General features: G+C 25.6%; 12 protein-coding genes and 1 other RNA gene. 5 read left to right on the forward strand and 8 right to left on the reverse strand.

The window, feature by feature from the left end:
• Positions 1–197 precede the first annotated feature (197 nt).
• The 4 genes from PHEL85_RS12755 to PHEL85_RS12770 form a co-directional block, all read right to left on the reverse strand.
• A complete protein-coding gene (locus tag PHEL85_RS12755; protein ID WP_235318275.1) occupies positions 198–824 on the reverse strand; it encodes a hypothetical protein in 627 nt (208 codons plus the stop codon).
• The gene (locus PHEL85_RS12760) at positions 814–1,530 is read right to left on the reverse strand and encodes a CDC27 family protein (RefSeq protein WP_081965138.1); all 717 of its coding nucleotides are present in this window, start codon (positions 1,528–1,530) and stop codon (positions 814–816) included. The genes PHEL85_RS12755 and PHEL85_RS12760 overlap by 11 nt, the downstream gene beginning before the upstream one ends.
• Positions 1,531–1,596: 66 nt before the next feature.
• Positions 1,597–3,360, reverse strand: coding sequence for a TonB-dependent receptor (locus PHEL85_RS12765; protein ID WP_052108565.1), 1,764 nt, complete (start codon positions 3,358–3,360; stop codon positions 1,597–1,599).
• Positions 3,360–6,434, reverse strand: coding sequence for a tetratricopeptide repeat protein (locus tag PHEL85_RS12770; RefSeq protein WP_081965139.1), 3,075 nt, complete (start codon positions 6,432–6,434; stop codon positions 3,360–3,362). Before PHEL85_RS12770 ends, PHEL85_RS12765 begins: the two co-directional genes overlap by 1 nt.
• A gap of 162 nt (positions 6,435–6,596) precedes the next feature.
• On the opposite strand from PHEL85_RS12770, the gene PHEL85_RS12775 reads away from it, so the two are divergent.
• The 3 genes from PHEL85_RS12775 to PHEL85_RS12785 are packed head-to-tail and all read left to right on the forward strand — an operon-like array spanning position 6,597 to position 9,161.
• Complete coding sequence (locus PHEL85_RS12775; RefSeq protein WP_036825561.1) at positions 6,597–7,283, forward strand: cell division ATP-binding protein FtsE; 687 nt, start codon at positions 6,597–6,599, stop codon at positions 7,281–7,283.
• A gap of 18 nt (positions 7,284–7,301) precedes the next feature.
• Positions 7,302–8,402 (forward strand): glycosyltransferase, encoded by a 1,101-nt coding sequence (locus PHEL85_RS12780; protein WP_036825564.1) that lies wholly within the window; start codon positions 7,302–7,304, stop codon positions 8,400–8,402.
• Positions 8,403–8,432: 30 nt separating this feature from the next.
• Positions 8,433–9,161 carry a glycosyltransferase gene (locus PHEL85_RS12785; protein WP_036825566.1) on the forward strand — a complete coding sequence of 243 codons (729 nt, stop codon included), beginning with the start codon at positions 8,433–8,435 and terminating at the stop codon, positions 9,159–9,161.
• A gap of 668 nt (positions 9,162–9,829) precedes the next feature.
• On the opposite strand, the gene ssrA is transcribed toward PHEL85_RS12785, so the two are convergent.
• Positions 9,830–10,222, reverse strand: a transfer-messenger RNA (tmRNA) gene (gene ssrA / locus PHEL85_RS17665).
• 309 nt (positions 10,223–10,531) lie between these two features.
• On the opposite strand from ssrA, the gene PHEL85_RS12790 reads away from it, so the two are divergent.
• On the forward strand, positions 10,532–11,737 hold the full coding sequence (locus PHEL85_RS12790) for an NAD(P)-dependent oxidoreductase (protein WP_036825568.1): 1,206 nt from the start codon (positions 10,532–10,534) through the stop codon (positions 11,735–11,737).
• The gene (locus tag PHEL85_RS12795; protein WP_036825570.1) at positions 11,738–11,959 is read left to right on the forward strand and encodes a DUF3820 family protein; all 222 of its coding nucleotides are present in this window, start codon (positions 11,738–11,740) and stop codon (positions 11,957–11,959) included.
• A 308-nt stretch (positions 11,960–12,267) separates the two neighbouring features.
• Here PHEL85_RS12795 and PHEL85_RS12800 read toward each other — a convergent pair whose 3' ends face one another.
• The 3 genes from PHEL85_RS12800 to PHEL85_RS12810 all read right to left on the reverse strand — a co-directional run bounded on the left by PHEL85_RS12800 (position 12,268) and on the right by PHEL85_RS12810 (position 14,762).
• Positions 12,268–12,477, reverse strand: a complete 210-nt coding sequence (locus tag PHEL85_RS12800; RefSeq protein ID WP_036825573.1) for a hypothetical protein — start codon at positions 12,475–12,477, stop codon at positions 12,268–12,270.
• 695 nt (positions 12,478–13,172) lie between these two features.
• Entirely contained in the window at positions 13,173–13,862 is a 690-nt protein-coding gene (locus PHEL85_RS12805; protein ID WP_036825576.1) for a hypothetical protein, read from the reverse strand.
• Between the two features lie 60 nt (positions 13,863–13,922).
• On the reverse strand, positions 13,923–14,762 hold the full coding sequence (locus PHEL85_RS12810) for a hypothetical protein (RefSeq protein WP_036825578.1): 840 nt from the start codon (positions 14,760–14,762) through the stop codon (positions 13,923–13,925).
• Between the last annotated feature and the right edge of the window lie 35 nt (positions 14,763–14,797).

Consider the following 14,797-nt stretch of genomic DNA (forward strand, 5'->3'; position numbering starts at 1 on the left):
AAATGAGAAATTATTTTATTTGAAAATGAATATGATCATCATGTCTAACAGCTCCACAACCATGAAATCTTATCCTAGAATTATTGAGTTTTAATCTAGATTTAAGATGAGGTTCTATAAAAAGTTTACTTACTTTATTGTTTTCTAATATTTTACGAATGAGTTTTTTTGTTGGTTTTTCTGATAGATTTAAGCTTTTATTGAAGCTTACCAAAAGTAAAATATTTGGTAAAATCATATTGCCAAAAACCTCTTTTCTTACAAAGGATGGTTTGATTGATTTCATTTTTACTAGGTTCTACAAAGATTCCATAACCACTATTTGAAGGTTTTGAATTTGTGATTTTTCCTTTTTCATCTTGATAAATAAAAGAAATGTCATTTTTTTTTCCATCATAATGACTTAAATGTGGGAGTAATGGAAATCCATCAAGAAAAGGAAAATTGGCATCTAAATAAATAACTTTTATATGAGGGAATTCTTTGTTTATTTTCAATGAAACATCTGTTAATACAGAGTGCATTTTTTTGGTAACATAGTTTCTGTTAAAGAGCTTCTGTATAAAATTATGAGCTTCTAATTTATTATTATCTTCAATTTTAACACGATCAAAAATTGGAGCAATTTTTGGTACAATTAAAAATGTTGAAACTAAATATATAATTATAAAAAAGAGCGTTCTTTTAAGTTGATAGTTTGATTTTTTATTAGAAATGAGAAGCAATGAAATTAAATATAAGATTCCGCCAATTTGAGTTATAAAAGTTAGAAAAACTGAAATTAGTAAGTGGATAATTATCCTAAGAAAAGATTTAATTTTCATTCAACATTTTTTCAGCCACAGAAAATACGCCTCTAAGTTTTCTAGAATTAACTTTCGACATTGAGTTTATTTCAGAAATAATTTCTGCTAAAATTTCTTTTGAATCTTCAATTTTATTTCTTCTAATTAAAAACCTTGCAAGCTCAAGTCTTTCATTATAATGAGAATATCTAATATCTATTTTTCTTAATTGAATTTCAGCTTTCTCAAATTCGTTTTTTTGTTCTAAAGCTAAACCATAAAAATAAACAGTTTCTTTAAAGTCTTTTTCTAAGTTTATCTTTTTTGAGCATTCAATAACCTTATCAAAATTTTGAGTTTCAAAATAACAACGCACTAATTTGTTTAATGTATGTGGATCATTTTTAAAATTACTTTCTAACGCTTTTTCATAATGTAAAATGGCATTATTATAATCTCTTATTTCAGAATAAGCATCGGCTAAATTAATTCTATTTTGAAATGTGTTAGAAAAATTTAATTCTTTTTCAAGGTCTTTAACCTTTTTGGTAGGGTTGATTATGGTCGTAATTTCTTCAATACTATTTGTAACATCTCTTTTGTTAATAACTTGAGTTAAAAGGTAAATAATACATCCGATTAAAGGAATAAAAAAAATGATGAAATACCAATAAATATCATTCTTATTTTTATAAGCATGATACACACAGTATACTTGTAGAGCAATAATGAGGTAATAATACATGAAGTAAATATAATAAAAGGAAAGTTTGATTTTATTATTTTTTACACTTTTAGAAAAAAAAATAATTTAAAAATCAAACTTATAAGTAATGCCACCTAAAACTTGAAATCCTTGTGTGTTAAAGTTTGCAAAACGTTGGTAATCTGTATTTAGAATGTTGTTTAGTTTTAGAAATGCTGAGAATTTATCATTAAAATGATAACCTCCATTTAAATTAACATCAACAAAAGAATTTAGGGTTTTAATTCCTTTAAAACTAGTTGGAAATTGTCCGTTATAAATAGCATCTTTTCTTTCGTTTACATAAAAAATATTTGCAGTAGCAAACCATTTGTTTTTTTTATATTTTGAAGAAAAAGAAGCTTCAATGGTAGGTAAGTTCCAATTTTCTAAAGCATTTTCTAAAGTGTACATATTATATGTTCCTTGAATTCCAAGAGATAAATTCTTAGAAAAATCATATTCTATTTCCGTAAACAAAGAAGTGGTTTTAACATCATCATAATAGACATTAAAAGAATTTCCATATTCATATCCTTTTAAAGTATGACCATTTACAATATTATTTGTTCCATCAGATTTTGATGCATTTCTTAAGAATAAAGGTTTGTCTTCTTCTGTAATAGAGCTAGCTTTAATATTAAAGCTTATATTACTATTCACTTTTCCATTAAAACCAATAAATAAATTAGATTTTTCGAAAGTTTGAGTTATAAAAAGGGTTGGAGAAACATATGGATTTTCTTCTGTAAAACTTTTATATGTATTTGTATTTAAATCACCAGAAATACCAGCATAAATATTTAGATACTGTTTTATTATTGGTCCTTGAGCAAACAAATCTGGAATGATAAAAATGTTTGTAGCATTGTTTTCTGAATCTAAGGATGCAATTGTTTTTAAACCTGTTTTAAAATTGAAGTTTTTAAAACTCATTTTATAATAAGGATTCAAATTTATTGTAGTGGTAGAATACTTAATTGGGTTAAAATCCTTATAACTGTTTTTAAATTCTCCTTTTAAGAATTCTACACTATTTTTTATAGTTATTGCATTTAATTCTTGACTTAAGAAACTTAAGGGGATGTCTAGTTTAACATCAAATTCTGCTAAAATTTCAGAACTGTTAAAACGATCTGTAAAGTAGGATGTTTTAATCTTTCCATAATCAATGTAAGAGTCAACAAAATTAAATTCTCCATTTAATTCAAAATAATTATACACTTGTTCTTCATTAATAAAATTGGTTGTAGGTTCTGTGAAAATGATATCTGGTAAACCATACCAATTATATAAATTTCTTTCAGAATTTAAGCTTACTTTCCAGTCGAAATATCGATCTTGTTGTTTGTAAAATGCACCAATATTGAAATTTGAAAAATTACTATTAAGTACAGAACTTCTAATATTATCTTGAGATGCTAAATACTTTGCATTAAAGCCAAATTCATTTTTAAAACGTGCACTGTGATGTAAATAAGTTTCAAAATATGGAGTTTTGTAATTTCCAAATCCAGCGGCTAAATAGTTTTTATAAATACGTTCTTTAACACCAACATCAATGCCTTTTACAACTCCACTTTTAGGTATAAAAGTTGATGCAACTGGTGCCGAAAAAATAGAATATTCTAATTTTTTCTTTTCATTCTTTTGGAGCAGTTTTATTTTTGGGTTCTTTTTAATTTTTTTAGCATCAGCAATTTTGGGGTTGTATTTGGTAATAATATTTACAACTTCTGTTTTTACAGTGTCTTTAGCTTGTTCCTTTTTTTGAGCATTTAAACTTAAAAAAACAAAGCATATTAAAAATAATGTGAAACCTTTTTTCATTAATTTTTATTCTTTTTAGAGTCTTTTTCATCTGTATCTTCTTCATTTAAAGGAGTTACAGAATTATTAGTTTTGGCTTCGTTTTCTTTAATTGTTTTTAATTCTTTTTCTGCTTCTTCAACTATATCTTTAAATTGTTTAAAGTTTTTAATAATATTTTCTAAAACAAAAGTAGCTTGATAAGCATCTTTTAAACCATAATAATTTTTACCCATTATTACATAGCTTTTTACTGCCCAATACTTATAAGATGAATAGTTTGCTATTAAATTCTGAATAATTTTATTAGAATCGGTAAATTCATTTTGTTGATTTTTAAAGAATGCATTGTAATAAAGTGCTTCTGCTTTTAACTCGCCAGATGCATTTCTTTCTACTTCTGTGTAATATTCTTCTGCAGTATAAAAGTCATCGTTTTTTAAAGAAGCACGTGCAATAATAATTTTTGCATCGTTCTCTAATTTATTCTCTAACTTATCTCTTAAAAGTATTTTTTTAGCATATTCTAAAGCAAAATCAAAAGCTTCTGTTTCATAATAGCCTTTCATTAAATTACTTTGTGCAAATAAAATATTTTCTGTGGCATAAGATTCTTGTTCTAATCTATCTAAAAGAGGTAGCGCATTGTTAAACTCATCTTTTTCTAAAAATATTTGTGCTAATTTGGCAAGAGAATCTTCACTATATTCATTTTGTTCTTCCTCTAAAATAACTTCATAATACGTAATTGCTCTATCAAACTCTTTTACTTTAAATAAGATATCTGCTAGATAATAATTTGCTTTTAGTTTGTGTATTCCATTAGGGAAAGATTGTGTGTATTTTAAAAGGGTATCTATAATATCATCACCGTTTTTAGATTCAAAATATTTTTTCTCAGCAACAGCAAAAGAAGTATTATCGAGATCAGAATTTGTAACATTAATAAATTTTAAGGTAGCTATCCAACTTATATAATCATCTAAATTACCACTATCTATATAAATGTTTCTTGCATTAGCAACAGCTTCAAAAGCATCTGGTGAATTAGGAAATTGACTTGTTGTTTTTTTGAATTTTTCTAAAGCTTTTTCATTTTGATTATCATTATAATATAATAAACCTTGACGCACTAACGCTTTAGGTAAAAAAATGCTATTAGGATGTTTTTTTATTAATCGATTATAGGCTTGATGCGCTTTTTCATTATTTTTTATTAAAGTATACGTATTAGCTAATTGAAATAAGGCATCATCTTTTAAGTCTGAAATTTGATAATCATTTACAACCTTAGTAAGTGCTTCTATTTTTGATTTATTATCTTCAGTAAAACCAAAACTCATTCCTATTTGATATTGAGCATAATCTGCATCAGAACCAAAATTTTGGAGCACTTGTTTATAAGAATTAATAGCTTTCTTATAGTTTCTTGTTGCAAAGTAACTATCTCCTAAACGTATAAAAGCATCGTCTTTTATTTGTGATTCTATAATATCTTTTTTTAGAAATTTCACAAAATACTCAGTAGCTTTTTCGTATTCTTTTAATTGAAAATAACTGTAGCCAATATTGTAATCTATAAGCGAATATTCTTCATCATTTTTAGATTTTAAAAATTTATTTAAATCCATAAATTTTGTTAAAGCTTCTCTATAATTAGCTAATCTATAAAATGCTTCTGCTTCCCAATATTGTGCTTTCTGTTGAATTTCTGAGTTCTCAGATTTCTTACTAATCTTAAAAAAAGGAAGTGCTTCTTTTAATTTATCATTATTAAATAATTGAATACCTCTGTATAAAGAGATTTCAGAAATTAAAGAACTATTTTTATTAGATTTTTTCTTAGTTAAAAAAGTTAAGGCACCAGTGTAATCTTGTTGATGAAGAAAGGAAGAAATAACCAAGTCATTAATTTCTTCGTAAGCTTTTGATTTTGGATACGCTTTTAAATAATCTTGTAAAACTTCTGCAACACTTTTAAAAGGGTTACCAGCTTCATAACTTAATTTAGCATAATTTAAAGCAGCATCTTGTTTTATGCTTTTATTGAACTCCATTTCAGAAGCAGTTTTAAATGCATTTAAAGCTTCTGATTTTTTATCTAATTTAAGGTAGCATTCACCTAAATTATAATAAGCATTTTGTGCAACATAATTTTTTTGGTCAATAATTTTATTAAAATTACTAATAGCATTTTCAAAATCATTTTGTTGGTAATAGGCAAAACCTAATTGATAATAATCAGTATTATTCCACTTTCCTTTTTTACCAGTATAGGCTTTTAAATAAGGAATTGCTTCACTGTATTTTTTTAGATTAAAATAACTTTCGCCAATTATTTTAGAAATTTCAGATCTTTCTTTTCTTTTTACTGTTTTAATAAGTTCTTCACCAACAACTACACAGCGTTCAAATTTACCCGCTTGAAAACTAATATCTAATAAATAATAAGAGATTTCTATTCGATAAGTGTCATTATCTGCAATTTCTTTTAAAGTAGATTCAGCAATTCCATAATCTTCTAACTTGTATGCAATGTATCCATAATAATATCTAGAATCATTTCCATATTTAGGATCATTTATTAATGGAAGAAATTGTTTTTTAGCTAAAGTTAAGTTTTTGGTTACTAAATAAGAATATCCCATTTTAAAATTGAGTTCTTTTCTATCTTCTTTAGAAAGAATGTCAACATTTACTTTTTGATACCATTTTAGTGCATAAGCAGCTTTTTTATTAGCAAAATAATAGTTTGCAACGTTTATAAAAGCTTTGTTTTTTTTGTTACTGTTTGGATTTTCTTCAATAAATGCTAAAACTTTTTTATCCGCTTCAGGTTGGTTTAATTTTACAGCACAAATTGCGTCATAATATGCAGCATCAGATTTTAAGTTAGAACTGGTTATTGCTGTTTCATCTATCTTTATAAATATTTTTTGAGCTGCAGCATATGCTTTGTTATTAAACAACTTTGTAGCATCATTGTATTTTGTTAAAATACTAGCATCTATTATCGTTTGTTGACTATAGCCAATAAATGATATTAGAAAAATGAAATAAGTAAAAAAACGTTTTCTTAAAAAAACAAATCTCATAAAATTATTTTTGATACTTAAAATGGATAACGAACATTTTTTAATTTTGTTTGATTGAAGAATAAAAAATGTAGAAGCATTTTAAATCAAAAGTAAGAATTGTTTAGAATTCATAGTATAAAATCGTTAGAAACTTTTAAGTTTGTAGAAACAAGTTATTTTATGGAAAAACCAGTTTTATATTTAGAAAACGCTGATATCTATCAGAGAGATAATTTGGTATTGTCTAAAGTTAATTTAACCATACAAAAAGGAGAGTTTTATTATTTAATTGGTAAAACAGGAAGTGGAAAAAGTAGCTTAATGAAAACTCTTTATGGAGATTTAAAGCTTCAAAGAGGTATTGGAAATATTGTTGATTTTGATTTAAAACAAATAAAGGAAAAAGAAATTCCGTTTTTAAGACGAAAAATAGGAATTGTTTTTCAAGATTTTAAATTGTTAAATGATAGAACTGTTTTTGGAAATTTAGAATTTGTTTTAAAAGCTACAGGTTGGAAAGATAAAGAAAAGATAAAAGAAAAAATTAACGAGGTTTTAGATAAGGTTGGTATGAAAGCCCAATATTACAAGAAAACTTTTGAGCTTTCTGGAGGAGAACAACAGAGAATTGCAATTGCAAGAGCCTTATTAAATGATCCAGAATTAATTTTAGCTGATGAGCCAACAGGGAACTTAGATCCAAAAACATCATTAGAAGTCATGGAACTTTTAAATGATATTCATAAAAGTGGAAAAACTATTTTAATGGCTACGCACGATTATCAATTAATTGTGAAGTTTAAACAGAAAACATTAAAATGTGAAGGAGGAGATTTGTTTGAAGTTACTCAGAAAACTACTGTTTAGTTTATAATCTTAAAAAAATTGAAACAAAAAAAGAAGATTTTTGTAGCCGTAACAAATGATATCTCAACAGATTATAGAGTACATAAAATATGTAGTTACCTCATTAAAAAAGGTTTTGAAGTTGTTGTATATGGTAGAATCCTTCCTAATACATTTTTAGTAAAAAGAGATTATAAAATTATTAGAAAAAGACATTTTTTTAACCATAATTTTTTGTTTTATGCAGAGTATAATATCAGGTTGTTTTTTTATACCTTATTTAGAAAATATAATTATATAATTTCTAATGATTTAGATACTTTACCTGCTTGTTTTTTTGTTAGTAAATTAAAAAATATTGATTTAGTTTACGATAGTCACGAATTATTTTCTGAAGGACCAGAATTGCAGGGTAGAAAATTTGTTCAGAATTTTTGGAGAAAATTAGAAGACTATTTTCTTCCAAAAATAAATAAATCTTACACAGTAAGTCAATCTATTTCTGAATTTTACGATGAGAAATATCATAATAGAATGGGTGTAATTAGAAATATTCCTTTTAAAAATGATAATAAAGAAATAGAGCAAGTTAGTTTTCCAACAAACAAAAAAACTATTTTATATCAAGGAGTTTTAAACCCTGGAAGAGGAATAAAACCTATGATTCAAGCGTTACATTTTATTGATAATTTAGATTTAATTATTATTGGTTATGGTAAAGTAGAACAAGAGTTAAGAGATTTTGTTATTCAAAAAAAAATGGAAGATAGAGTTTATTTTTTAGGGAGAATAGATAGAGATAAACTTATGAATTATACAAAATTAGCAACTTTGGGTATGGTTTTAGAAGAACCTTTAGGTTTAAGTTTTAAGTTTTCACTTCCAAATAAACTTTTCGATTTTATTCATGCAGAAATTCCAATAGTTGCTGGTAATATGCCTGAGATTTCAAGGATTATAAATCAATATAAAGTAGGTGTAATGGTAGATGATTATTCGCCAGAAAAAATAGCAAAAAAAATTAATGAAGTTTTAGGAGATGAATCTCTATTGAGTGAAATTAAAAAAAATCAAAGAGCAACAAAAGAGATTTTGTGTTGGGAAACTGAAGCAAAAAAATTAGATAAATACTTTAAATAAAATAATATCAATCCAATTATATCCATAATAATTCCTGTTTTAAATAATCTTAATGGATTAAAAAAAACCATACAAAGTATTGAATTTCAATCTTTCAAAAGTGTTGAGGTTTGGATTGTTGATGGTTTGTCTAATACAGATACTCAAGAATATTTAAAAACACTTTCTTTTCCTTTTCAGTATCTATCAGAGAAAGATATTGGGATTTATGATGCTATGAATAAAGGAATTTCTTTATCAACAGGTAAATGGTTGTATTTTCTTGGCAGTGGAGATGTCTTAGAGGATAAGGATGTTTTGGAAAAGGTGTTTTCAAAACCATATTCAGATGACATTTCTTTAATTTCTGGAAAGATTATTTATGAAGGAGAAACAATTCCTTTTATTTATAATAAAAATAAAAAAGTTAAAAACCCTTCTTGGAATTTCTCAATGTGGATTAGAAATGGACTACATCATCAAGGAACATTTTATAAGAAGGACTTATTTAAAGAGCAGAAATACAGTCTTAAATATCCTATTTTTTCTGATTATTGGTTTAACATTTTATTATTTAAAAAGAACTCAAAATGTATGTTGTCAGATGTTTTAATTGCTAAATGTAATTCTGATGGTGTTTCAAAAATAGGAGATTGGATTAGTTATAAAGAAGAAATAAGACTTAAAGTAGCTCTAAGTTCTAAAATATTAGTACCATTTTTTTATATGGTAATACTTCCAAAATATTTTCTGAGACAAATCATAAATAGTTATAGTTAGTGGGGTAAGTGAATGTTGTTCGAAAAGTAAGATTCAAACAAGAAATAATTTTATTATAATGGACATTTTTTTATTCATAGAGGATGTTTCAATTAAAAATGACAATAATTTTTAGAATTTGAACTAAAAAAGTATCTAAGAAATAATAATAATAAAAAGGTAAAATTTGGGTATTAAAATTATTAATCAATTAAGATAATAATACCAAAAAAAAATCAAATTTGGAGTTTTTTTTGCTATATAACTACTTTAAAACGATAGTTTTATTTTACTAAGAGCAATCTTTAATTAATTTCAAAATTATAAACAAAAAAGAACAGATTATTAAGAAAAAAACTTTAAATTAGACTGTTAATTGCATGGAAAAGTTAAAGAAGATTTATTTATTAACTTTAATTAATCCCCCTAAAAAATGTGTAAATGTCCAGAATGCAATTCTAGTACCAGAAGAAGACTAACTAGAAATTTTATTTTAAAGCTAATCCCTAATTCTAAGTTTTACAAATGTTATAACTGCAAAACAAAATTTATAAGTATTCCTTATTTATTTTCTTCTATAGTTTTTTAAAAAGGAGCTAAAAAATTTCTTAGAAAAGTTGTTAATAAAGAGAGTTTATTAGTTAATTAAAATAATAAAAAAACCTCCAAATTTGGAGGTTTTTTTGTTTTTGTGGAGACGCCGAGAATCGAACTCGGGTCCAAACAAGCAGCCAAAAAGCTTTCTACATACTTAGTTCTTTCTTAATTTTCGACTAAAAGTTGGTTAAGAACAACCTGCTTTTAGCTTATCTTCTTTAGTTTCAAAAACTTGCCAAAGCTTCAAGTTTTCTATATTTACTTTTACGATGCCCAAAAGTGAAACGCCGTAAATCAAGGCTTTTCATGGACATAAAGCTTGCACACCTTGTGTGCCTAGGCTAATCCTACTATGATTCGGATTAAGCAGCTAAAGCGTAGTTATCTTCGCCGTTTAAAAAGTTGAAATCAGTTTTACAAGTATTATTTCATGCCTTGGTATGCTTACAAATTCACTGTCCTCGCTGTCAAAACCAGTCGTCCCCTCAATGAAATAGCTAAATTTATTTAGCGTAATTGAATTAATTCCAAACTTGATTTGGAAACTCATCAATTTATTTCTTTTCATTTATAATTTGGGCGTTACTTTGCTTTAAAAGCATTTAAAGCTAAAGTCAGGCTTTACACTATATCTTTTTAACAAAAAAGTTAAAAAGGATGTCGTTTCAATCCTTAACGCGGTCTGCAAAAGTATAAAAAATACAGTTGCTTATCATTATAAATTCTAATATCTTCGAACAAATATTATACCAATTATATTATACTCATTTCAGTATTATTAAAAACACAGAAATATGAAGTTTGGCATTATTAAAGAACGTAAAAACCCACCTGATAGAAGAGTCGTTTTTTCTCCTGAAAAACTAAAAGAATTCAACAAAAAATTCTCTGATGCTACCATAAAAGTAGAGTCTTCAGAAATTCGAGTTTTCTCTGATGAAGCATATAAATCTGCAGGATTAGAAGTAACTGAAAATATGTCAGACTGCAATGTTTTATTAGGGGTAAAAGAAGTGCCAATTGAAAATTTAATTCCAAATAAAAAATATTTTTTCTTTAGTCATACTATCAAAAAACAACCTTATAATAGAAAGTTATTATTAGCAATTTTAGAGAAAAATATTGAATTATATGATCATGAAACCATTGTTAGAGAAAACGGAATGCGTTTAATCGGTTTTGGACGTTATGCAGGTATTGTTGGTGCTTACAATGGTTTTAGAGCAATTGGTTTAACAAAAGAAACTTTCAATTTACCAAAAGCAGAAAATTTAGATAGCCAAAAAGAATTGATTTCAGAATTAAATAAAATCAATTTACCAAACATAAAAATTCTTTTAACTGGAAATGGAAAAGTTGCTTACGGAGCAAAAGAAATGTTAGATGCAATGCACATAAAAGAAGTTTCTGTAGATGAATATCTAAATAACTCATTTGAAGAACCTGTTTATTGTTTAGCAGATGTTTTAGATTATAACAAACGTAAAGACGGAAAAGTTATTGATAATTTCGATTTTTACGATCATCCAGAAAATTATGAATCAGATTTTATGAAATTTGCAAAAGTATCTGATTTATTTATTGCAGGACATTTTTACGGGAATGGTGCACCTTATTTATTTACTAGAGAAGATGCAAAATCGAAAGATTTTAAAATAAAATTTGTTGCGGATATTTCTTGTGACGTAGATGGGCCAGTAGCATCAACTTTAAAAGCTTCAACAATTGCAGACCCAATTTACGGTTACAATCCAGAAACAGAAACTGAAGTAGATTATAAAGATGAAAATGCTATTGTAGTAATGGCTGTAGATAATTTACCTTGTGAATTGCCAAAAGATGCAAGTGAAGGTTTTGGAGAAATGTTTTTAGAAAACGTAATTCCTGCTTTTTTTAATAATGATAAAGACGGAGTTTTAGCACGTGCTAAAATGACAGAAAATGGAAAACTGACAGTACGTTTTTCTTATTTACAAGATTTTGTTGACGGAGAAGATTAAATGACACAAGACAAACAATTTCTAATAGAATTATCCAAAATGAAAATGCCTTTTGGTAAATACAAAGGCAGATTTCTAATTGACTTACCAGAACATTATATAGTTTGGTATAAAAATAAAGGTTTTCCTAATGGAAAATTAGGCAAACAAATGGAACTCGTTTATGAACTTCAGTTAAACGGTTTAGAAGATATTGTAAGAGAAATTAGGATTCGATTTTAAATATTTATAAAGATTTTTAATATAACAATTTTATCAATTTATCACGCTCCCTTTTTCTTTTTTTATACTTAATTCATTTAACTTCAAAAGGTTTTTCTTTGTTAAACCTTGAGAGTTTGCATTAAAAAAAGAAAGTAATAAAATCAATAATGTTATTTCTTTTAACATCTTTTTAATTTTGTTTATGTTATTCTAAGTTGTAGGTACTTAGATTTTTTAAAGGAAAAACAGGTGTAACAAAATTGCAAATAACTTTGATAAAGTACTAAACTACACAATTTGTTATATAGGGTTTTGGTAATTTGTTTTTATACTTTTATTTCAATCGAATTAGTTTCAAATTCTATATAATTTATATCTTTTCCATTTTGATAATATTTGACAATAAATTTAAAATTAGAAGTCTGTAGTGGTGCTCTTTTTAAAATTAAAGTCATTTCAGTAGGAACTTTAGGTTTAGTATATAAATAAGTCTTTAAATCAAATTTTTCATAGTAGATATTTTTTTCTATATCCAAAATTATAATATTAAAGAGTTCAACTAAATTTTGACCTATAAGATGATTAGAGTCAAAATTATTATTTGCAAAAATTTCAATATTTTCAATAATATCATTAGTCTCAACTGGAGCAGGGTCACAAGCATAGGCCGAATTTATAAAGCTTATTGAATTATTGTTATTAATAGCTGAAAAATACGATTCTTTTTCAGGTTCAATAAATATTGAAAATTTACTATATGAAACAGAATTTTGAATTATTTCAGATAAGCTTAGTTGATTATTGGGTAATTCAGAAAATGTAGCTTCATAAGTTTTCCAATCTAAATCAATTACTTTAAATTTATCATGGAATGGTCCACAACTATCTCCACAAGAAACAACTCCTAAGCATAAAAAGATAAAGTAGCTTATAATAAAAAAAATTAATTTTCTTTCTCATTTGTTTTTAGTTTTCAATTTATTTTGAGAGATTAATTACATTGTTAATACACTAAACTTAGTAAATAAATAGCACGTATACATATATCACAAATAATTTATCCATTTTATTTATATCTTTAGTTCCGAGATTTATGGAAAGGTAGTAATTAAAATCGTTGTTAGTTGTTTCGCTACTTTATATTTTAAAGATACAGAAACTTCTATATGGTTGCGTCAAATTATTTACAATACACTTCTATTAGATATAATAATTTTAAATAACCTGAAATTTAATCTGTTTTCAATATTATTGTTTCTGGAGTGCCATTTCTTTTATCAATTCCTGTGAAAGAATTATCAGTTAAGGTTATATTTTCAATTACTTGATTATTTGTACAATCTAAACTAGAGCTGTTTGTGGTAATTGAAACTTTTGTTTCTTCATTATTACACCAATTCCATTCTCCGAATTTTATATTAGATCTTATTTCATAAAAAGTGCCAGATTTAGAGAAAAGTAAAATACCTAAATCATTTTCTAACCCATTAATAGATTCTATACCCCAGATTTTTGAAATTAATGCTGTTCTTTCAGATTCCGATATAAATGAAGTTTTATTTGCTGTTAAATTAATCTGAGTATTGTCTGATAATTCAAGAACAAAATCCATTTTAAACTCTGTAAGATTGTTAACAAATATAGCTCCCAAATTTGCGATTCCTATAATATTATCATTTACAATTTCATAAATACTAAAATTAGAAAAATCAGGGTCATTAGTAACTTCTTTTTTGTTTATAAAGAATATACCTTCATTTGTGAATTCTATAAAATCATATTCTGTAGAATTGTTTATAAGCCATTTCCCTTCTAACGTGTTCAAGTTTAAATCAAGATTAAGTTTTGGTTCTTCTGTATTACAAGAACTAAATAATACTCCTATTAAAGTTAATACAAGTAACTGTTTTTTTATTTTCATTTTTTAATTTTTTTTATAAGAAAGTAAGATACTTTAGTTTAACCAAAGCATCCACTTTACTTACTTTTTTAATTCTCCTTTTTCACTTTTCTTTATATATGTTTTCTTACCAACTAAAAATCCTACTCTTAAATTAAAACTAAATAACTTGTTTTCTTCCCCTAACATATTTCCAAGTTTTATAGGTTGTTCATTATCATTTCCTTTTGTATTTCCTATATAGTAATGAAACCCAAATGAAGCATCTACAGATACTTTTCGTTGTATTATCCATTGATTTCCATATTGTATTCCAAAATGTACTAAAGTATGAGATGTTTTTTCTGTAATTGTATGTTTTTTATAATATAGTTCACCAGTACTAAAACCAACAATAGGAGAGAAGTAAGATCCACTCAAAATATGATTAGGTCTATATTCTCCTTTATTAAATAATGATTGAGTTTTTAGTCGATAATAGAAATCTAAACCGATTCCATTTCTGCTTTTTTCATTTTCTTGTTTAATTCCAAGTCCGTAAACCTTTATTTCACCCATAATAGAATGTCCAAGTTTTATGGATTTTTCATAAGCAAGTCCAAGTGTGTTGTTTGCAAAAGCGGAAAAGTTGAACATTATATTATTTATTTTGTCTTCTGTAAAGTAAAATGGATCTTCTTCTGGATTTTTAACTTCTAGTTTTTCTCCATAAGCAAATTTCACCTCACTTATTAATACTTTATCAATTGTAAAAAGAACTCCATTTGGATCATCAAAATTTACATATTTGATGTTATTCTTTTCAACTTTTTTAATAATAACTTTTAATTTTTCGCCATTTTTTTTTGTTATAATATCTTGTGCTTTTATTTTAGATATTGTTAGTACAAAAAGAATAATAATTAATGTTTTTATTTTCATAATTGTGTTTTTTTTAAAAGAACTTTGTTTTTCAA

It is taken from the genome of Polaribacter sp. Hel1_85 (assembly GCF_000766795.1).
Lineage (GTDB): Bacteria > Bacteroidota > Bacteroidia > Flavobacteriales > Flavobacteriaceae > Polaribacter.

Coding starts and splice junctions, on each gene's coding strand:
- PHEL85_RS12755 (WP_235318275.1), bottom strand. CDS start 824: ATGAAAATTAAATCTTTTCTTAGGATAATTATCCACTTACTAATTTCA.
- PHEL85_RS12760 (WP_081965138.1), bottom strand. CDS start 1,530: ATGTATTATTACCTCATTATTGCTCTACAAGTATACTGTGTGTATCAT.
- PHEL85_RS12765 (WP_052108565.1), bottom strand. CDS start 3,360: ATGAAAAAAGGTTTCACATTATTTTTAATATGCTTTGTTTTTTTAAGT.
- PHEL85_RS12770 (WP_081965139.1), bottom strand. CDS start 6,434: ATGAGATTTGTTTTTTTAAGAAAACGTTTTTTTACTTATTTCATTTTT.
- PHEL85_RS12775 (WP_036825561.1), top strand. CDS start 6,597: ATGGAAAAACCAGTTTTATATTTAGAAAACGCTGATATCTATCAGAGA.
- PHEL85_RS12790 (WP_036825568.1), top strand. CDS start 10,532: ATGAAGTTTGGCATTATTAAAGAACGTAAAAACCCACCTGATAGAAGA.
- PHEL85_RS12795 (WP_036825570.1), top strand. CDS start 11,738: ATGACACAAGACAAACAATTTCTAATAGAATTATCCAAAATGAAAATG.
- PHEL85_RS12805 (WP_036825576.1), bottom strand. CDS start 13,862: ATGAAAATAAAAAAACAGTTACTTGTATTAACTTTAATAGGAGTATTA.
- PHEL85_RS12810 (WP_036825578.1), bottom strand. CDS start 14,762: ATGAAAATAAAAACATTAATTATTATTCTTTTTGTACTAACAATATCT.